General features: G+C 32.4%; 19 protein-coding genes and 1 tRNA gene. 4 read left to right on the forward strand and 16 right to left on the reverse strand.

Annotated elements, in window-relative coordinates; translation table 11 throughout:
• Positions 1-56 precede the first annotated feature (56 nt).
• From dnaG to rlmN, 6 genes are all read right to left on the reverse strand, one after another.
• Complete coding sequence (gene dnaG / locus C0512_RS01265; protein ID WP_290858282.1) at positions 57-2,045, reverse strand: DNA primase; 1,989 nt, start codon at positions 2,043-2,045, stop codon at positions 57-59.
• A 98-nt stretch (positions 2,046-2,143) separates the two neighbouring features.
• A complete protein-coding gene (locus C0512_RS01270; RefSeq protein WP_290858283.1) occupies positions 2,144-3,214 on the reverse strand; it encodes a hypothetical protein in 1,071 nt (356 codons plus the stop codon).
• Positions 3,215-3,250: 36 nt separating this feature from the next.
• Positions 3,251-3,928, reverse strand: a complete 678-nt coding sequence (locus C0512_RS01275; protein WP_290858284.1) for a hypothetical protein — start codon at positions 3,926-3,928, stop codon at positions 3,251-3,253.
• Positions 3,915-4,475, reverse strand: coding sequence for an RNA polymerase sigma factor (locus C0512_RS01280; RefSeq protein WP_290858285.1), 561 nt, complete (start codon positions 4,473-4,475; stop codon positions 3,915-3,917). Before C0512_RS01280 ends, C0512_RS01275 begins: the two co-directional genes overlap by 14 nt.
• Positions 4,476-4,710: 235 nt before the next feature.
• Positions 4,711-5,691: a polyprenyl synthetase family protein gene (locus tag C0512_RS01285; protein WP_290858286.1), complete on the reverse strand. Its 981-nt coding sequence runs from the start codon at positions 5,689-5,691 to the stop codon at positions 4,711-4,713.
• A gap of 47 nt (positions 5,692-5,738) precedes the next feature.
• Entirely contained in the window at positions 5,739-6,791 is a 1,053-nt protein-coding gene (gene rlmN / locus C0512_RS01290; protein WP_290858287.1) for a 23S rRNA (adenine(2503)-C(2))-methyltransferase RlmN, read from the reverse strand.
• Between the two features lie 72 nt (positions 6,792-6,863).
• Between rlmN and C0512_RS01295 the strand changes: the two genes are divergently transcribed.
• Positions 6,864-7,505, forward strand: a complete 642-nt coding sequence (locus tag C0512_RS01295; protein WP_290858289.1) for an O-methyltransferase — start codon at positions 6,864-6,866, stop codon at positions 7,503-7,505.
• On the opposite strand, the gene C0512_RS01300 is transcribed toward C0512_RS01295, so the two are convergent.
• The 8 genes from C0512_RS01300 to C0512_RS01335 form a co-directional block, all read right to left on the reverse strand.
• Positions 7,502-8,065 carry a phosphatase PAP2 family protein gene (locus C0512_RS01300; RefSeq protein ID WP_290858290.1) on the reverse strand — a complete coding sequence of 188 codons (564 nt, stop codon included), beginning with the start codon at positions 8,063-8,065 and terminating at the stop codon, positions 7,502-7,504. The two genes, C0512_RS01295 and C0512_RS01300, sit on opposite strands and share 4 nt — an antisense overlap.
• A 2-nt stretch (positions 8,066-8,067) precedes the next feature.
• Positions 8,068-8,412, reverse strand: coding sequence for a twin-arginine translocase TatA/TatE family subunit (locus C0512_RS01305; protein WP_290858291.1), 345 nt, complete (start codon positions 8,410-8,412; stop codon positions 8,068-8,070).
• A gap of 57 nt (positions 8,413-8,469) precedes the next feature.
• Positions 8,470-10,725 (reverse strand): M1 family metallopeptidase, encoded by a 2,256-nt coding sequence (locus C0512_RS01310; RefSeq protein ID WP_290858292.1) that lies wholly within the window; start codon positions 10,723-10,725, stop codon positions 8,470-8,472.
• A 57-nt stretch (positions 10,726-10,782) separates the two neighbouring features.
• Positions 10,783-11,286, reverse strand: a complete 504-nt coding sequence (locus tag C0512_RS01315; protein ID WP_290858293.1) for a DUF6702 family protein — start codon at positions 11,284-11,286, stop codon at positions 10,783-10,785.
• Between the two features lie 5 nt (positions 11,287-11,291).
• Entirely contained in the window at positions 11,292-12,080 is a 789-nt protein-coding gene (locus C0512_RS01320) for a carboxypeptidase-like regulatory domain-containing protein (protein WP_290858295.1), read from the reverse strand.
• Positions 12,070-12,786, reverse strand: a complete 717-nt coding sequence (locus C0512_RS01325; protein ID WP_290858296.1) for a hypothetical protein — start codon at positions 12,784-12,786, stop codon at positions 12,070-12,072. Before C0512_RS01325 ends, C0512_RS01320 begins: the two co-directional genes overlap by 11 nt.
• Complete coding sequence (locus C0512_RS01330) at positions 12,779-13,540, reverse strand: carboxypeptidase-like regulatory domain-containing protein (protein WP_290858298.1); 762 nt, start codon at positions 13,538-13,540, stop codon at positions 12,779-12,781. The genes C0512_RS01325 and C0512_RS01330 overlap by 8 nt, the downstream gene beginning before the upstream one ends.
• Positions 13,541-13,648: 108 nt before the next feature.
• On the reverse strand, positions 13,649-14,515 hold the full coding sequence (locus C0512_RS01335) for a carboxypeptidase-like regulatory domain-containing protein (protein WP_290858299.1): 867 nt from the start codon (positions 14,513-14,515) through the stop codon (positions 13,649-13,651).
• A gap of 142 nt (positions 14,516-14,657) precedes the next feature.
• Between C0512_RS01335 and pepE the strand changes: the two genes are divergently transcribed.
• Complete coding sequence (gene pepE / locus C0512_RS01340) at positions 14,658-15,365, forward strand: dipeptidase PepE (protein WP_290858301.1); 708 nt, start codon at positions 14,658-14,660, stop codon at positions 15,363-15,365.
• A gap of 47 nt (positions 15,366-15,412) precedes the next feature.
• On the opposite strand, the gene C0512_RS01345 is transcribed toward pepE, so the two are convergent.
• Positions 15,413-15,485 (reverse strand) — tRNA-Gly (locus C0512_RS01345).
• 144 nt (positions 15,486-15,629) lie between these two features.
• Here C0512_RS01345 and C0512_RS01350 point away from each other — a divergent pair.
• Both C0512_RS01350 and C0512_RS01355 read left to right on the forward strand, forming a co-directional pair.
• Positions 15,630-16,070: a GNAT family N-acetyltransferase gene (locus C0512_RS01350; protein ID WP_290858303.1), complete on the forward strand. Its 441-nt coding sequence runs from the start codon at positions 15,630-15,632 to the stop codon at positions 16,068-16,070.
• Between the two features lie 15 nt (positions 16,071-16,085).
• Positions 16,086-17,663 carry a L,D-transpeptidase family protein gene (locus tag C0512_RS01355; RefSeq protein ID WP_290858304.1) on the forward strand — a complete coding sequence of 526 codons (1,578 nt, stop codon included), beginning with the start codon at positions 16,086-16,088 and terminating at the stop codon, positions 17,661-17,663.
• Here the strand turns inward: C0512_RS01355 and C0512_RS01360 are convergent.
• On the reverse strand, positions 17,652-18,359 hold the full coding sequence (locus tag C0512_RS01360; RefSeq protein WP_290858306.1) for a murein L,D-transpeptidase catalytic domain family protein: 708 nt from the start codon (positions 18,357-18,359) through the stop codon (positions 17,652-17,654). The two genes, C0512_RS01355 and C0512_RS01360, sit on opposite strands and share 12 nt — an antisense overlap.
• Positions 18,360-18,444: the final 85 nt, after the last annotated feature.

Raw genomic sequence — 18,444 nt, forward strand, 5'->3', positions numbered from 1 at the left:
TCTGATTAAATTAACATAATTTTAACTTTTAAATTTAATGAAAAATAATCTTTTTACTAATTATAATCCGATCGCATTCTACCAATTCTACGGGTAATGCTTACTTTAAGCTTATTGTAATCATTAATCATGGTGATGATTTCTTCCGGTGAAAGTTCCGGAGTTTCTTCCTGCATTTGCAGCATTAATTCCCGATTCAATTTATTAATAAGGTATTCTCTGAAAGTTACAATCGTTTCAGAAACCAATCGGGAAAGTATTTCCAAATCATCTTTTTCTTTTACAAAAACCTGTTTTTTATCAAGCCAACCATGCAATTGGTATTTTTCGTCATTCATTACTATATCCGTAACTATTTCAGCATGTTCCGGAAGCAAGTTATTGAGGTAATGATTTTTATCTAACGTTTCATTTTGATGATATTGTGAAACTAAATCAACATAAATGGCATTGAAAACAGGATTTGCCAATTCAATTTCATCTTCCTGTAAGCTTAAATAAATCCGTTCGTAAATTTTGTGCTTTACTTTTTCAATCGTTTCAATTTCTTTTCCGTTTTCGTCAAATTGAATAAAGACATTTTCAAAATCCACCTCATGATGACCATACAACAATAAAATTTCAAGAATGGTTTTTTCAAGTAATGAAATGATGTCTACTTTTGAAACCGTTGCGGTTGTTTCATTCTTGACAACTTCAAATACTTTTTGTTCTTGTTTGAATTTTTTATTGGCTTCCGATAAATCCTTTTGAGCCATTTGAGCTAAAGTACTGAACAGCACTTCTTCTGAAATATCCATTATTCGGGCACATTCCTGAATATAAATCTCTTTTTTAATTCGGTCCGGAATTTTAGAAATGCTTGTCACCATATCCCTAATCAAATCCGCTTTTTTGATTGGGTCATTTTTGGCATCCTTCATTAACAAAGATGCTTTGAACTGAATAAAGTCTTTTGAATTTTCTTCTAAATACTTCACCAATTCTTCATAAGGTGTTTTTTTGGCAAAACTATCCGGATCATCCCCGTCAGGAAAAGTACAAACTTTTACGTTCATCCCTTCTTCCAAAATCAAATCGATTCCACGAATAGAAGCTCTCAATCCGGCTGCATCGCCATCAAAAAGAACCGTAATATTTTTGGTCAATCGATTAATAAGTCGGATTTGATTTGAAGTTAAGGCCGTTCCGGAGGAGGAAACCACATTTTCTATTCCGGCTTGATGCATTTGAATAACATCGGTATATCCTTCAACTAAATAGCAATTATCTTGTTTAGCAATCGCTTGCTTGGCGTGAAAAATTCCGTAAAGCACATTGCTTTTGTGGTAAATTTCACTTTCAGGAGAATTTAAATATTTTGCTGCTTTTTTGTCATTGGTCAAAATTCTTCCGCCAAAACCTAAAACACGACCCGACATACTTTGTATCGGGAACATCACGCGACCTTTAAATCTGTCAAACTGCTTATCTTCACCAACGATAGTTAATCCCGTTTTTTCCAAAAACTCTAATTGGTAAGCTTTCCCTAAGGCTTCTTTGGTAAAAGCATCCCAAACATTTGGCGAATACCCTAAAGCAAATTTTTTGATGGTTTCATTAGTAAATCCTCTTTCTTTAAAGTAGGTAAATCCAATTGCTTTGCCTTCTTCTTCCTCCCATAAAACATGCTGAAAATACTTACTGGCAAATTCAGAAACCAAATACATACTTTCTTTTTCACTGGCTTCGATTTTGTCTTCATCGCTTGAAACGGTTTCTTCAATTTCGATGTTATACTTTTTGGCTAAATAGCGAATAGCTTCAGGGAACGAAAAATGCTCGTGCTCCATTAAAAAAGTAACCGAATTTCCTCCTTTTCCGGAGCTGAAATCCTTCCAAATCTGCTTGACCGGAGAAACCATAAAGGAGGGCGATTTTTCGTTTGAAAACGGACTCAATCCTTTCAAATTACTTCCGGCTCGTTTGAGTTGCACAAAATCACCAATTACCTCCTCAACACGGGCGGTTTCAAAAACTAAATCGATGGTATTTTGTGTAATCAAGTAAAAAAATTAAGATTTCAAAGTTACAAAGTTTTTAAATAGAAAACCCTTTCAAAGCAGAAACTCTGAAAGGGTTTAAAAAAAACTAATTCAAGTAATTAATTAAGATCGAAACGCAATCCTAAAGAAATGTTGTTTTGATCAATCGGATTATCTTTAAATAAACTGTTCAAATTGTATTTTACATATAATGAAGTTGAACCATAACCAAGATAACCACTCAATCCATAGACAAATGTTGATACATTAAAATCGCCTTTTTGCTTATTTTTAATTCGAATATCGTCTTCCTCATATCTTAATTTTTGAGTAGATTGATAGTTTAAACCTCCAAAACCACCCACTCCTAATCGCACGCTTTTGTGTGTTCTGAATTTTGAAACACCATCATCCCCAACTGTTTTTGGCGTGAAATCAAATTCCAAATGAACAGGCAACACCACCATAGAATTTCTGAATTTATTTTCATTTAAATCTCTATCAAACGTTTGCAGCTCCGTCACATCACCATCTTTTACAAAATAGCGATTATCTGTTGGTCTCAAATTATTGTACATTAATGACAATCCGTACTTAATATGAAGTAAATTATTCTCTTTCAAAATTCTGGTATTAAAGGTAAATCCCCATTCAAAGAAATTAGATCCCCAAGTTTTAAAATCGCTGTTTTCAAGAGAATTAGAATCCCCATCTGTAATTAAATTGTTCAATCCAAAGGCAAAAACAAATTGAGAAGTCGTTCTTCGTTCTGATTTTGATTTACATTTCCATCCTTTAAAATCGTCGTCATCTAAATCCCATTGAATTATCACTTTCTTGTTATTCACACTACTGCTGTCAGTTGAGCTTAGAAATTTTCCATCTACTTGATCTTTAACCAAATCATCTAGCTTTGCTTGTTCAGCAGCTATTCTGCGTTCAATGTTTCTTGCTCTTTCTTCTGCCGCTTTTAATTTTTTTTCATCTGCTTGAGTTGCAGTAATGGTTCCACTTTCAAGTAATTTGTTGATTTCTTCTACTTCCGCTTTTAAAGCTGTTTTTTCCTCTGTTGTTATGCTTGTAATACTATTAGCAATAACTTTAGCTTGTTGTTCAAACGTTTCCTGTCCGTAAATTTGGGTCAGGAAAGTGCATAGCAATGCTGCTACATAAAAAATAATTTTTTGCATAATTTTAAAATTTAACTGTTCGTGATTTGATTGTTTTTACTCGTTATTGCGATTAGCCAACATTGACTTTACCGAATTGTATTTTTTATTAATCGATTGAATAACTTTGTCTCTAAATGTTTCTTCGACTTCTTTTTCTGCCGAAGAAAGTAAAGTATTAGCATCTACTTTTACAGATGGTTTTTTTGAAAGTGTTGGTATTTCAAATTTTTCTCCGGTTTCGATTTCAGCCAGAAGTGATTCGGCATTGACGTATTTATTTATTGCTTCTTTTGGTTGATTTTCAACGATTACTTCTTCTGTTTTGGAATGATTATCTAATAAAAAATCTTTTTTAGGATTAATTGCAATAGGTTGTTCATCCATTTTTTTATTTGATTGATTTATTATGGCAACTTCTTCCTTATTGTCTTCGGATGAAATAGTGTTTTCTATTTCGTTTAGATTTTCAACTTTTTCTATTTCGCTTTCCAAAACAATTGGGTTAGATGGGATTACATTTTCAATAGAATTTTCTTTATTCAATATAAAAATTCCAATCAATGTGAATCCAACAAAAACAGCTGCAATGGAAAGCCATTTATAATTTCTTTTCGGTTTTTGTTCTGTAACAGAGAGCATCGCATCTAAACGATCCCATGCATTGGCTGATGGTTGAATCGTTCGTTGATTCAACTTCTCTCTCATTTTATTTTCTACCTTATTCGGTTCCACTGTCGTAATTTTTTAATTTGGTAATCTGTTCTTGCAGTAGTTTTCTGGCGTGAGATAATTGCGATTTTGATGTCCCTTCGTTTATTCCTAACATTACTGCTATTTCTTGATGTTTGTACCCTTCTATTGCATAAAGATTGAAAATCATACGGTAACCATCCGGTAAACCATCAATGAGAAACTGAATATCATCAACCGAAAATTTGCTTTCAATATCATTATGCCTTTCCTCAAAAAAAGTTTCTTCTTCGATGAATTTGACTTGTTTTTGAACTCTTATAAATGAAACACATTCATTAATCATGATTCGCCTAATCCAACCTTCAAAACTTCCTTTATGTTCAAATTTTTTAAGATTCGTAAATACCTTCATAAATGAGGTTAACATAACATCTTCCGCTTGCTGCAAATCTTTTATATACTGTCGGCAAACACTTAACATTTTAGGCGAAAATTTGGCATAAATTTGCTGCTGAGCAAATCGATTTTGTTCAATAGCCATTCGAATGGTAGTCTGTTCGTCTTGATGTAAGTTAATTACTTTCATTTTTTTAAAGGTAATTGGTAAATGGTCATGGGTAATTGATCACTTCCGTTTAACAATTTTTTTAAAATAAGATTCTATAGTTATAGACGAATGAAAGATGAAAAAGGTTGCATGGGTTTATAAAAAAAATTGAAATAAATCATAATGTATTTAATATCAATCGTTTAAATTGTAATTTATTTTGAGATTCTTCCTTCGTCAGAATGACAAGTTTGCTAAAAACTGTGACTGAAAACTACTTCTTTCGTTCAATTACATAATTCACCATCAAAAGCAGGGCTTCTTTGTAATCTGATGCTGGAAAATCTTCTAAAAGCAAAAGAGCTTCCTGCTGAAATTGGATCATTTTTTGTTCAGCATAAGTCAAACCATTACTGCTTTTTACAAAGGCAATGACTTCTTTGACTCTTTTTTTATCCAAATTATGGTTTTTAATAGAGTTGATAAGCCAGCTTTTCTCTTTTGAGGAACAAGTATTCAACGTATAAATTAAAGGAAGTGTCATTTTTTGTTCCTTGATATCAATCCCAGTTGGTTTACCAATAGCTTCCTCAGTATAGTCAAATAAATCGTCTTTTATTTGAAAAGCCATTCCTATTAGTTCACCAAACTTTCTCATTCTTTCAACTACTTCCATATTTTCCGGCAAAACGGAACAAGCTCCCAAAGAACAACAAGCGGCAATTAATGTTGCTGTTTTTTGGCGGATAATTTCATAATAGATGTCTTCTGTAATATCTAAACGACGGGCTTTTTCAATTTGAAGCAATTCCCCTTCACTCATTTCGCGAACAGCAACAGAAATTATTTTCAATAAGTCAAAATCGTTGTTGTCAATGGAAAGCAACAAACCTTTAGATAATAGAAAATCACCCACTAAAACGGCAATTTTGTTTTTCCACAATGCATTGATAGAGAAAAATCCACGACGACGATTGCTATCATCCACAACATCATCATGAACCAACGTTGCCGTATGAATCAATTCGATAACCGAGGCTCCTCGAAAAGTTCGTTCATTTACGATTCCGTCGGATACCATTTTTGCCGCCAGAAAAACAAACATCGGCCGCATTTGTTTACCTTTTCGGTTGACAATATAATAGGTTATTCGGTTGAGCAACGCCACTTTAGAAGACATCGATTCATAGAACTTTTTTTCAAAAAGTTCCATTTCAGCGAGTATGGGTTGTTTAATTTGTTCGGTGATTTTCATGAAAGTTCAAAGATAGTCAGAAAGTTAGAAAATCACAATAGCCATAATTAGGATATTGCTTCATTTTTATTCGCCAACTGACCACAAGCAGCATCAATATCTTTCCCTCGACTTCTTCTTACTTTGGCAATCACGCCAATTTTATCCAAAGCAGAAACGTAATGTTCTAATGCATCATCAGAAGCTTGTTGAAACATTCCGTCGTCAATTGGGTTATATTCAATTAAATTGACTTTACATGGCACATATTTACAAAACTTAACCAAAGCATCAATCGATTTTTTATCATCATTGATTCCTTTCCAAACCACATATTCGTAAGTAATTTTGCTTTTGGTTTTTTGGTACCAATATTCCAAACTTTCACGTAATTCCTTTAAAGGAAAACTTTTTGAAAACGGCATAATTTCAGCCCGAATTTCATCGATGGCAGAATGAAGAGAAACTGCTAATTTGAACTTAACTTCTTCATCGGCCATTTTTTTTATCATTTTCGGAATTCCGGAAGTAGAAAGTGTAATTCGTTTAGGCGACATACCCAATCCTTCCGGAGAAGTAATCATATCAATCGCTTTGAGCACATTATTGTAATTCATTAACGGTTCACCCATTCCCATAAAAACAATATTGGAAAGTGGTCGATCAAAGTACAATCGGCTTTGGTTATCGATGGCAACTACTTGGTCATAAATTTCATCCGGATTAAGGTTTCGCATCCGTTTTAAACGAGCAGTCGCACAAAAATTACAATCTAAACTGCAACCAACCTGACTAGAAACGCAGGCTGTTGTTCGGGTAGCTGTTGGTATTAAAACGCTTTCTACCACCAAACCATCATATAATCGAACGGCATTTTTTACGGTTCCATCTTCACTGCGTTGCATTTGATCAACTTTAATATGGTTGATAACAAAATTATCTTCCAGCATCTGACGGGTTTCCTTAGAAATATTAGTCATATCATCAAATTGATAGACTTTTTTACTCCACAACCATTCGTAAATCTGATTACCACGAAAGGCTTTATCGCCTTGTGAAACAAAAAATTCTCTAAGTTGTTCTTTGGTTAATGCTCGAATGTCTTTTTTGGTGGTATTCATGGTGCAAAAATAGGAAGTATTTGTGGATTAGGTAAGTTAGTAATTTGTAATTTTGTCCAAAATAAATTTTAAATGCATTTCCTTTCTGAAGATTTAGAAGATTACGTTGCCTTTCATTCACAAAATGAGCCTGAATTATTGGCCCAACTAAACAAAGAAACTTATCAGAAAATTTTACTGCCACGCATGTTGAGCGGTCATTTTCAGGGAAGAGTTTTAAGTATGTTATCAAAATTAATTCGACCAATATCTATTTTAGAAATCGGAACATATACCGGTTATGCAACATTATGTTTATGTGAAGGCATGCAAGAAAACGGAATGGTTCACACCATTGACATTAAAGAAGAATTAGTTGATTTTCAACGAAAATATTTTGATAAATCGCCGTGGGGAAGTCAAATTGTACAACATTTAGGCGAAGCTATTGACGTTATTCCAACGATAGAAACCAAATTTGATTTAGTTTTTATTGATGCAGACAAAGAAAATTACCTCAACTATTATGAATTGATTGTTCCGAAAATGAATAAAGGGGGAATTATTTTATCTGACAATGTTTTATGGTCAGGAAAAGTAGTTGAGTCCTTGAAAGAAGGTGATTTGAGTACTAAAATATTATTGGAATACAACAAACGATTAAACGATGACCCAAGAGTAGAAACAGTTTTGTTGCCTATTCGTGATGGTCTTACCGTTAGTCGGGTACTTTAATTCAAAGGGAAATATTTCGCTTGAAAAAGAATGTAAATTCTATAAAAAAGTGTCCCTGTAAAAAGACCAAAAATATAGCCTGCTAAAATATCACTTGGAAAATGTAATCCTAAATAAATTCGGCTGTAAGCAAAAACCAAAGGAAATAGAAATAATAGCAATCCAAAGCGATAATATTTTCTGAAAATCAAAAAAAAGAAAGTTGTAGAAGCCAAGGAATTCGAAGCATGGCCTGAAAAAAAACTATGAGAAACGCGTTCTTGAACGACTCGAATATAATCTTTTACAGCCGGATCATTACAAGGCCTAAGTCTTTCAAAACTAAATTTAAACAAATTTGTAATTTGGTCAGTTGCTACTATGAGTAACGCAAGAAAAAGCACAAAAAAACCAAATTGTTTCCACCCAATTTTTTTAATTAATAAATAAAATAATACTGCAAAAAAGGGAGCCCAATAAAATTGTTTAGTAATCGCTAGCCAAAATCCATCCCACTGTTCAGAGCCAAGGTTATTGAGAAAAAAAAGTGCTTTTTTATCGATTTCAATTAATTTTTCCAAAGCTATAATTGTCTTTTAATTGGACCGGTAATTTGTTCTATATCTTCCTTTGTTTTTTCAATTTCAGTTTTGAAAGCAGTATCTAAATCAGTTGGTTTAACAATGTCGTTAAAATCTTGTTTTACTTTTTGTATTTCCTGAGAAATTCCGGAAGATAAATTTTGTGCATCTAATCCGTTTGCATCGGCACTTTTTTGGATTTCACTTTTAATGTCATCCGTTGCATGTTTAAGTTGCCGCATCATCTTACCTAATGTTCTGGCAATGTCAGGAATCTTATCAGAGCCAAAAAGCATAAGAACCACAAAAATGATGAGAATAAACTCTCCTCCTCCAATTCCAAACATAATTAGATTATTATTTTGAGCAAATATACGAAGAATTTCAGCTTTGATTAAACCGGATTATTTCGTTTTTTCTGCTTCGTCAAATTTAGATTTTAACACTTCTTTTGGCCACATATTATTGCTCACATCAATATCTGCTGTTTCTAGTTTTGGATCTAATTGGATTTTCTTAACCTGTTTTTCTGTTGCAAACACTCGGGTTGCTGATTGATTACTTTTTCTCCAAATTTGTTCAGGAAATTTAAAGGTTTCGGAAGTACCATCTTCATATTGTAACTCAACTATAATTGGCATAATCATTCCACCGGGTTTGTCAAAAGTAACTTCATAAAAGTACTTTGGTGATTTTAAATTACGTTGTTCTTCCGCATTAAATTTAGTGGTAACAAAATCATTCAAGGGTTTAATTTCTGAAATAGTTAAATCCTTTTTATTTTTTTGATTGAGTTGTGGATTATTTCCTTCCACTAAATATACATAAGGTCCAGTTGCTGTGCCAAATCTACCTCTTCGGGTTTTCATATCTTTTAATTCCGCCGTAGGTTCATCGGTTACAAAGTATTGTTTGACTTCTTTGATTCCAATGTCAACATAATCAGTAGAGAAAAACCAGCCTCTCCAAAACCAATCTAAGTCAACCGCGGAAGCATCTTCTATTGTTCTAAAGAAATCTTCAGGCGTTGGATGTTTAAATTTCCATCGGTTAGCATACGTTTTAAAAGCATGGTCAAATAATTCACGACCCATGATAGTTTCACGCAAAATATTCAATCCCGTTGCCGGTTTAGAATAAGCATTTGCTCCAAATTGGTGAATACCTTCAGAATTAGACATGATTGGTTCTAAAAACTTTTGGTCGCCACTCATATAAGGCACTATTTTGTGAGCCGGACCACGACTTGACGGGTAATTCTCCATGAAATCTTGTTCAGCTAAATATTGTAAAAACGTGTCTAAGCCTTCATCCATCCACGACCACTGGCGTTCATCAGAATTGACAATCATAGGAAAATAATTATGTCCGACTTCGTGGATAATTACGCTAATCATACCGTATTTGATTCGGTCTGACACATACCCGTTGGCATCCGGTCGACCATAATTCCAACAAATCATTGGGTATTCCATCCCTTGGTCTTCAGCAGAAATAGAAATCGCTTTATGATAAGGATAATCAAACGTATGTTTAGAATATGTTTTTAACGTTTGTGCTACCGCTCTGGTAGAATATTGTTCCCACAACGGATTACTCTCATTAGGATAAAGAGAAATAGCCATCACATTTTTGGTTTCTAATTTTACTGCCATGGCATCGTAAATGAATTTTCTGGAGGACGAAAATGCAAAGTCTCTCACATTTTCAGCTCTGAATTTCCATATTTTTGTTTTGTCTGAAAAACCTTTTTCAGTAGCTTTAGCCTCGTCTGGTGTAACAATTAAAACGGGTTTATCAAATGTTTTTTCAGCAAGTTCATATCTTTTTACTTGTTCAGCCGTAAAAACTTCTTTTCTATTCAATAAAACACCGGTAGCTTCTAATACATGGTCTGCCGGAACAGTTATATTCACGTCATAATTCCCAAAAGCCAATGCAAACTCTCCTCTTCCCCAAAACTGCATATTTTGCCAGCCTTCCACATCATTATAAACAGCCATTCTTGGAAAAAATTGAGCAATAACATATAATCTATTTCCGTCTTTTTCAAATTCTTCATAACCGGAACGGCCACCATCTACTCTATAATTATTGATATTGTACCACCATTTAATTGAAAAAGAAACTTTCTCCTTTGGTTTTAATGGAGTTGGTAAATCAATTCGCATCATGGTTTGATTAATAACGTAGGAAAGTGGTTTTCCATTAGCATCATTTACATAAACCAAATTAAATCCACCATCAAAAGTTTTTTGCATGTAATTTTTCACAAATCCATCAACAGGAACTGAGCCTTCCATTTTTTGACTTTCAATTAATGGCGTTTTCGATTGTCGGGCTCTCATGTTTTGGTCTAACTGAACCCAAAGATATTCCAATGATTCAGGTGAATTATTGTGGTAAGTAATTGTTTCTACACCATCAATTCGTTTGTTTTTATCATCTAAAACAACATCCATTTTATAATCTGCCTGTTGTTGATAATAGGCAGGTCCGGGAGCACCGGAGGCCGTTCTAAACATATTTGGTGTAGCCAATAAATCATAGAGTTGGCTAAATTTATTCGTGTCGTAATGTCCTGATTCTCTTTTAGTTTCAGTTTTTTCTTGGGCCAACAATAAGGCTGGAAATAATCCGAAAAATAGCAGCTTCTTCATCTAAATTTTTTTTGAAGGAACTAAAATAAACATTTTAAGGAAGCAGAAATTTTTTTATCAGTAATTTAACAACTCGTTGGGATTATCAGGAGTTAACAAAGCACTTTGTTTCTTATTTAAAACTTGAGTGTGAATGATGTTTTGTTGTTCAACAATAAAATCAAATAAAAGAGTGTTTTTGACATCTATAGAATTCACTTTGGAAACATCACTTACTTTTAGATAAATGATAAATACATCATCTTCTATTTCTTTTTGTACAAATTGAATCTCTTTATATTTTGCATTTACTTTAATGGAAAAATTATCTGAAATATACTTTTTAAATTGTTCCAATTGAACTACCGACTCTTTAGAAGAACCCAAATAAAACTTAGTTTTATGTTTTTTTTCTAACGCATTATTCAAATCATCAATAAAAAATCGAGCTGTAATTTGGATTGTTTTCTTTTCAGGAACAAAATTAATTTGTGTCACAGAAACATAAAATTTATGCATCGTGAAAGAAGATAATCCTATAAAAAAAATAGCTATAAAAACAATTTTTATCTTTTTTCTCATTTAAATTAATCCTTAGGAAGGTTTTTATATTCTTTGCTTTTACTGATTAAAAAGTCTATTAAATCAATTTCTCTATTTACAGCTAACAGCTCTTTCACCTTTGGATCTGAATCACAATATGCTAAAAACAACCCGATTTCGTCTTTGTTTAGTTCAAGTGTTTCCGTAAAAAAGTTATAGGTAAATTTATCTTTTACTGCTTCCTGAAAATTCTTTGAGGAAGTAAAAACCATTTCTTTGGGTTTGTCTTTTACGAAAATTTTTCCAATCATCTTACCAATTTTAACAAAGTCCATTCCGTACGTAATTGTTCCATCATAAATACCCGGATTTTTAGGAGTAGAACTGGCATCTTTTTCAAATTGTAAATCTGTAATCTGAGCACTGTTAAAAGCGGGATTCATATCGGTCACTTTCATGTTTTTAACATCTTTAATTAAATCTCCTGTTAATGTTTTTGGTGTCACGACAACTTCATCTAATTCGTTAATGAATTCCTCTAATTTAACATAAACAACTTCAACTTTAAAATCAATCTCAGCCAGAATCAATTTTTTTGATTTAAAAACTACACTGGAAAAAACTAATGTATCACTTGGTCTTGCATACAAAGCAAAGTAACCCAAATGATCTGAAATTGCTCCTTTGTTAGAAGAAATATTAAAAACAGTTACATTGTCAATTGATAATGATTCTGCAACAATTTTTCCTTTCAATACAACTCTTGGCACAAATTGACCATAGGAAAATTGTATTATAAAAAAGGTGACTATTAAAAGAAAATTATTTTTCATAAGAATTTAAATAAGTTAAAAATTCTTGCGACAACTCACCTAAAATAAAGGTAGTTCTCACTTTGTTTTTTGAAGTTAACGCTTCTGCTAAGTTAATATCTTCCACCACATAAAATTTAAATCCATTCACATATTCTTTTGGAATCTTAAGCGAATTTATAAAAAATGCATCTTCAAAATAACTTTCCAAACGAATAATTAATCGCTCTCTTTTTTCAACTTCCAGCTCTCTTTTCAAATCTTTCGTTCTACCGGAAACCCAATTTAACAACGGATCTAAAAAACCTGTTGTTGCCGTTCTAATTCTTCGTTCAGCCGGCGTATAACTTACCGGTTTGTAGTTTATAATTCCTAAATTTTGTGCGGTAATTTTAGTATTTTCAGAAACTACCACTTCCTCTAATTGATTAACTTTTGAAGTCATGTTAATTTCTACAAAACCATCATTAATCTCTTTTTTAGTGATGGTTTTTCGCCAATAATTGAGATGAACAGCTGAAAAAACCAATAAATCATCTTCCTTTACCTCCAAATAAAATTCTCCTTTTGCATTAGTAATCGTTGCTTTTTCGGAAACTAAATTTAAAACATGAATCCCTTCTACCGAAGCATTTTCAACTTTGATAATGCCACGAATTTGTTTTTCATTTTGTGAAAACACTTTGGCTGATGAAAAAATGAACAATAAAAATAGTAACTTATTCATATTCTTCCATGTAGATTAAAAAATCAGTTGCCAGTTTCGAGATTCGAAAATTGCCCTGTATTTTATTATTTGACTGTAAATAATTCATTAATTCATCGTCATAAATGATATAATATTTAAATCCATCAACAAATTCCTTTGGAATTTTCAGTTGATTTGCATAAAACTCATTGTCATTCCAATCGTTCAACTTCCTTAAAAGTAGTTCTTTTTTTTCAATTTTCAAATCGTTTTTAAGCATTTTTGTTCGTCCCGTTGCCCAATACAATAATGGATCTAAGGGTAATCTAAAAGCCATCAGACCTATTAAATCCATTTGGGTTATTTTAGTTGGGCGTAACTTTCGTTCGGCAGGAGTATATGCTTTAGGTTTATAGTTAATTATCCCTAACTCTTGTGCATTAATTTTGGTGTATTCCGTTAATACCACTTCATTTAATTTCACTTCTTTAGGAGTCATTATCACTTCTAAAAATCCTGTTTTAAAATCATTTTCCTTAATGCTTTTTCGCCAATAGTTTAAATGAACTGCCGAAAAAACTAACAAATCACCTTGTTTAGCTACAATTGAAAAATGTCCATTTCGATCGGTAACCGTTGCTTTTTCGGAAACTAAATTTAAAACATGAACGCCTTCAACCGAATTTGATTCACAAATAATTGTTCCATTGATTACTTTTTCAGCCATGTCTTGAGCATGGATAAAAAAGGAATAAAAGAAAAGCAACATTTTGACCAAGTAATATTTTCTCATAAACTATCTAAGAAATACAATTGCATTTTGAACTGATAATTATTCATACTCTTCATCAAATTTATTTTAAAAAAGTAGCACTTCGTCCAGCAACTCCTGAAGATTAACTTATTTATAACAGGTTGTATTTACGTACATACTTATACAGGCATCCGATTTTGACCAAGTTGCCATAGATTTATCTCTATTGTAGATAGTAAAATAAGGCAACATTGCCGCATAAAACGCAAAACGCCAATTTTTATCATCCCTTTTTTTGCTTTCCAACCATGTTAAAGTAATCGCTACTTGTTCTTGTTCCTTTTCTAAATAAATTTCATAAGGTTTTAAATCAAATTGAACCCAGTCCGTTTGACCATTCTTTACTTCAATTATAATGCTCTTATTGAGGATATTTTCATACGGCATTCCGTCTTTTAAATTGTAAATATTCATTCGAAATTTAATCGATTTAAATTCATTGCCACTGATACAAAAATTAAGATTGTCTATTCTACAATCATTTTCAATATCAAAAAGCATCCCTTTCTCTCTTCCTAATTCTACATTAATTTCTTTTTCATAGGTAGAATAAAAACTAATATGCATCATTCCGGCACCTTTTGATGTGCGACCTATTTTTTTCGTCCAGGTTTTGGGAGAAATTAAAACCACTTCATTCAGTTCGTTTACTGATGGAACTAGCCAAATTTCGTTTTGTTTGGATAAATTTTTCAAACTTAATTCAATCGTTTCAAATCCAATGTGCGAAAAAATCACTAGCTCATCCAAACTGATATCTTGATTGATGGTTAGTACAAAATTTCCGTTTTTATCAGAAATGGTTCCAACTTCTTTATTTCTTATTCCAATATTTACATAGGCCAATGGCTCTTTTGTTGAAAAATTGGCAACACTACCTTTGATAACTACTTGTGAAAAACCTTGAGTAAAAAAAAGTAAAAACAAAAAAAAGATTAGTCCCTGATTTTTCATAATTGAATTACTTAATTGAAAAAGTAATGGTAAAAATATTGTGTTTTCTTCCCAATATCCTCCCAAAGACTTTGTAATTATTTGTTAAACTGAAACAGTTTTAAAAAAGATAAACCCTTACTTTTGTATAAATTCCAATGAAATGAAAAACCTAATTATTGCCAGTACCTCAACTATACACGGCGGAAGTTACCTTGATTATTTATTGCCAATTCTGAAAGTACATTTTGCTGCTTGTCAATCGATTCTATTCATTCCTTATGCCCGACCGAGTGGAATTTCTCATGAAGTATATACTCAAAAAGTTGGTTCTGTTTTTAACTCCATTGGTATTTCCGTTAAAGGAATTCACGAATTTTCAAATCCAATTGAAGCCATTGAGCAAGCGGAAGGCATTTTTACGGGAGGCGGAAACACCTTTTTATTAGTTTCACAATTGTATGAAAATAAAGTGATGGCTGTTTTAAAACAAACCATCGAAAAGGGGACGCCTTATTTAGGTACAAGTGCCGGTAGTAATATTTGTGGGTTAACCATGAAAACCACGAATGATATGCCCATCATTTATCCTCCTAGTTTTGACACGTTGGGAGTTATTCCTTTTAATTTAAATCCGCATTATTTAGACCCGGACACCCATTCAACACATATGGGCGAAACGCGTGAAACCAGAATCAAAGAATTTCATCAATTCAATACTCCTGCCGTTTTTGGATTACGAGAAGGAAGCTGGTTAGAAGTAAAAGGAAACTCCATTGTATTAAGAGGAACTTTAACCGCTCGTTTATTCAGACCAAACCAAGAAGCTGTTGAGTTGGAGAGTGGAAGTGAGTTGAATTTTTTAAAGTAGATTATAAAAAAAGAAAACCCCAAACTTTCGTTTGAGGTTCTTAGCAGAGCGGAAGACGAGGCTCGAACTCGCGACAACCAGCTTGGAAGGCTGGAGCTCTACCAACTGAGCTACTTCCGCTTTTGTGAGTGCAAATATAGATAATTACTTTACTTGGATGCAAATTTTTTTTGAAAAAAATTATCTTAAAGCTTACTTAAATTGTAATGGTTTTATTCTTAAATTGTTATATCTTTAGGTTAATGTAATTAATGATAATGAATTATGCTTACCATAAGAGAAATAACTGCATTAGAAACCTATTCTGTCCGACATCCCGTTTTGAGAGAAGGCAAACCTGTTGAAAGTTGTCACTTTGAAGGCGATGAACTTCATTCTACAATTCATTTAGGGCTGTTCATTAATTGTGCTCTAATTGGTGTAATTTCTTTATTTAAGAACAAAAATGTCAACTTTACTGAAAAAAAACAATTTCAAATTCGTGGTATGGCGGTTTTAAAACACCATCAAAAAATGGGCTACGGCATAAAACTCGTTAAAGAGGCTGAACATATTATCCAAAAATACAATTGTAATTTGCTTTGGTTTAACGCCCGTGAAACAGCAGTTGATTTTTATAAAAAAATGGGATATACAGTTATTGGAGAATCTTTTATTATAAAAGACATTGGCACTCATTTTGTAATGTATAAAAAATTGATTTAGCCCATTATACATTTTATGAAAAAAATTTTCCTTTTATTTCTTGCATTAGTATTAATTTCTTGTAATGACGACAGGAATAAAAAGGCTGATAAAGACACAACCCCTATTGTTACTCTTACTAAAGAAGGTAAAATTTTAGCTATTGATTCAACTGTACTTCATAAAAGTAAAGATTCGACCGTAATTGCTTTTTATCATTCAAATAACAACAAAACGTTTTGGTTAGCCTTCAATTGCAGAGAATCACTTATTGATGAACTTAAAAATGTAGAAGACGAAGGATTGAATCGTGCCGATTTTGATTTGAAAAAAATAATCAAATTTGAAAATACTATTGGCACCTTGTCGGACAAAGCATTAATAGAATATGATATATTACTAACCGAAAATCTTAGTAAATATGTCAAAAAAGTTGCTAACGGGACTTTAAATCCAAAAGAACTCTACAAAGATTGGGATTTAAAAGACAGCAAAATTAATCCGAAAAAATTACTTTTAAATTTTCAACGAAAAGATTCGTTTGATTATGCTTTGTATGCTGTAAAACCAAATCATATTGTTTACAGAAAACTTAAACACGCCTTAAAACTCATTAACCAATTTCCTGATAAGAATTTTGAAGTATTAGAAGCAAAAGATAAAATAGTTTATAAAGACACGCATGATTTGCTTCCTGAAATTAAAAAACGATTAGTCTATTGGCATGATTTAAAAATGCCGGATTCGATAACTTCCATTTACGATGAAAACACCTTAATAGGTGTGAAAAAATTTCAATCCCGCCATGGATTAGCTCCTGATGGCGTGATAGGAAAAGGAACTCTTTCTGCTTTAAATTATTCAAAGAAAAAAAGAAAAGAGCAAATCATTGTCAACATGGAACGTTGGAGATGGTTTCCTAAACAATTTGAAAAAGAATATATTCTTATCAATATTCCTGATTACACACTCAACGTCGTTAAAAAAAATGACACTATCCGAACGCATCGGATTATTGTTGGAAAATCAAGCAGAAGTACACCTATTTTATATTCTAAACTTAGTTATGTTGTGTTTAATCCCACTTGGACATTGCCTCCTACAATATTAAAAGAAGATGTCATTCCGGCTGCCACAAAAAACAGAGACTATTTTGCAACTAAAAATATCACTATTTATAATGGCAATATAGAAGTTAGTCCGGACGATTGGAATCCGGCTAAAGCGAAATCATATCGCTATGTTCAACCTCCCGGTTCTTCAAATTCTTTAGGGTTGGTAAAAATCATGTTCCCAAATAAGCACTCCGTTTATTTACACGACACCAATTCAAGAGGTTATTTTGGTAGAGAAAATCGCTCGTTGAGTTCCGGTTGTGTTCGAGTACAAAATCCATTTGAACTTACAGAATATCTTTTAGAGGATTCAATTAATTGGACAAAAGCAAAAATTGATGAAGTACTTGCAGAGGCTGAAACCAAAAATGTATATTTCAAAAAAGACATTTATTTACACATCCTTTATTGGACGGCATGGAGTGAAGGTGATAAACTTCAATTTAGAGATGATATATATCGCCTGGATTTTGATTTGTACAAAAAACTACGAAATTAATTTTGAAGAAATCTTATAACTTCCGGATGGATGATAGATGAATAAACAGGATTTGTTTTTAATCGTATTAATTATTTCAGGAGTCAATTCTTCTGGCAAAGCAGGACAACCTTGACTTCTTCCTAATCGTTTATTCTGTTTAATAAACGAATCAGAAACATAATCTGCCCCGTGAATTACGACAGCTCTGTCTCTTGCTTTATCGTTAATCCCTTTTTCAAGGCCGTCTAAACGCAACGACTGACCATGTTTGCCTTGATAAACCTCTCCGGTAATATAAAAACCTAAGCTGCTTTGATAAGATTCTGCTTTGTTAGAAAATTTTGTAGCAAATTCTTCTCCTGAGTTCCGTCCGTGAGCAACCAAAGATTGAAATAAAATCGTGTTGGAATTCATATCAATAACCCACAATCTTTTTACGTTTGAAGACAAACTAAAATCAATCAGCGTTAAAATATTATTTTGAATCAGCCCTTTTTGTTTTAATTGATAAAATCCTTCCAAAGCCTTAGAAAAACTTTCTAATTGAGGAAGTTTATAATTATTTGAATTCAAATTATTGTATAATAAATTCACTTTCGATTCGAAAGTTGCAGTAGTATTTTCAGCAATAATTTTTGGGTCTGTGGTATTTTTTGTAGGCGTTGTAAAGGATAATAATCCGAAAAACAAAACCGGAATAAGCTTGTATATCATTGGTATTCTTTAGGTTAAAACTCGATTTGGGTTGGCCAAAAATATAAATAAAATCAATATAACCAAATTAATTTTATCTTAATTA

It is taken from the genome of Flavobacterium sp. (assembly GCF_013822155.1).
In the GTDB taxonomy this organism is placed as follows: Bacteria; Bacteroidota; Bacteroidia; order Flavobacteriales; family Flavobacteriaceae; genus Flavobacterium.

What these genes read in the sequence shown, in the direction of transcription:
- C0512_RS01270 (WP_290858283.1), bottom strand. Translation starts at nt 3,214, where the DNA reads ATGCAAAAAATTATTTTTTATGTAGCAGCATTGCTATGCACTTTCCTG.
- C0512_RS01280 (WP_290858285.1), bottom strand. Translation starts at nt 4,475, where the DNA reads ATGAAAGTAATTAACTTACATCAAGACGAACAGACTACCATTCGAATG.
- C0512_RS01285 (WP_290858286.1), bottom strand. Translation starts at nt 5,691, where the DNA reads ATGAAAATCACCGAACAAATTAAACAACCCATACTCGCTGAAATGGAA.
- rlmN (WP_290858287.1), bottom strand. Translation starts at nt 6,791, where the DNA reads ATGAATACCACCAAAAAAGACATTCGAGCATTAACCAAAGAACAACTT.
- C0512_RS01295 (WP_290858289.1), top strand. Translation starts at nt 6,864, where the DNA reads ATGCATTTCCTTTCTGAAGATTTAGAAGATTACGTTGCCTTTCATTCA.
- C0512_RS01305 (WP_290858291.1), bottom strand. Translation starts at nt 8,412, where the DNA reads ATGTTTGGAATTGGAGGAGGAGAGTTTATTCTCATCATTTTTGTGGTT.
- C0512_RS01310 (WP_290858292.1), bottom strand. Translation starts at nt 10,725, where the DNA reads ATGAAGAAGCTGCTATTTTTCGGATTATTTCCAGCCTTATTGTTGGCC.
- C0512_RS01315 (WP_290858293.1), bottom strand. Translation starts at nt 11,286, where the DNA reads ATGAGAAAAAAGATAAAAATTGTTTTTATAGCTATTTTTTTTATAGGA.
- C0512_RS01320 (WP_290858295.1), bottom strand. Translation starts at nt 12,080, where the DNA reads ATGAAAAATAATTTTCTTTTAATAGTCACCTTTTTTATAATACAATTT.
- C0512_RS01325 (WP_290858296.1), bottom strand. Translation starts at nt 12,786, where the DNA reads ATGAATAAGTTACTATTTTTATTGTTCATTTTTTCATCAGCCAAAGTG.
- C0512_RS01330 (WP_290858298.1), bottom strand. Translation starts at nt 13,540, where the DNA reads ATGAGAAAATATTACTTGGTCAAAATGTTGCTTTTCTTTTATTCCTTT.
- C0512_RS01335 (WP_290858299.1), bottom strand. Translation starts at nt 14,515, where the DNA reads ATGAAAAATCAGGGACTAATCTTTTTTTTGTTTTTACTTTTTTTTACT.
- pepE (WP_290858301.1), top strand. Translation starts at nt 14,658, where the DNA reads ATGAAAAACCTAATTATTGCCAGTACCTCAACTATACACGGCGGAAGT.
- C0512_RS01350 (WP_290858303.1), top strand. Translation starts at nt 15,630, where the DNA reads ATGCTTACCATAAGAGAAATAACTGCATTAGAAACCTATTCTGTCCGA.
- C0512_RS01355 (WP_290858304.1), top strand. Translation starts at nt 16,086, where the DNA reads ATGAAAAAAATTTTCCTTTTATTTCTTGCATTAGTATTAATTTCTTGT.
- C0512_RS01360 (WP_290858306.1), bottom strand. Translation starts at nt 18,359, where the DNA reads ATGATATACAAGCTTATTCCGGTTTTGTTTTTCGGATTATTATCCTTT.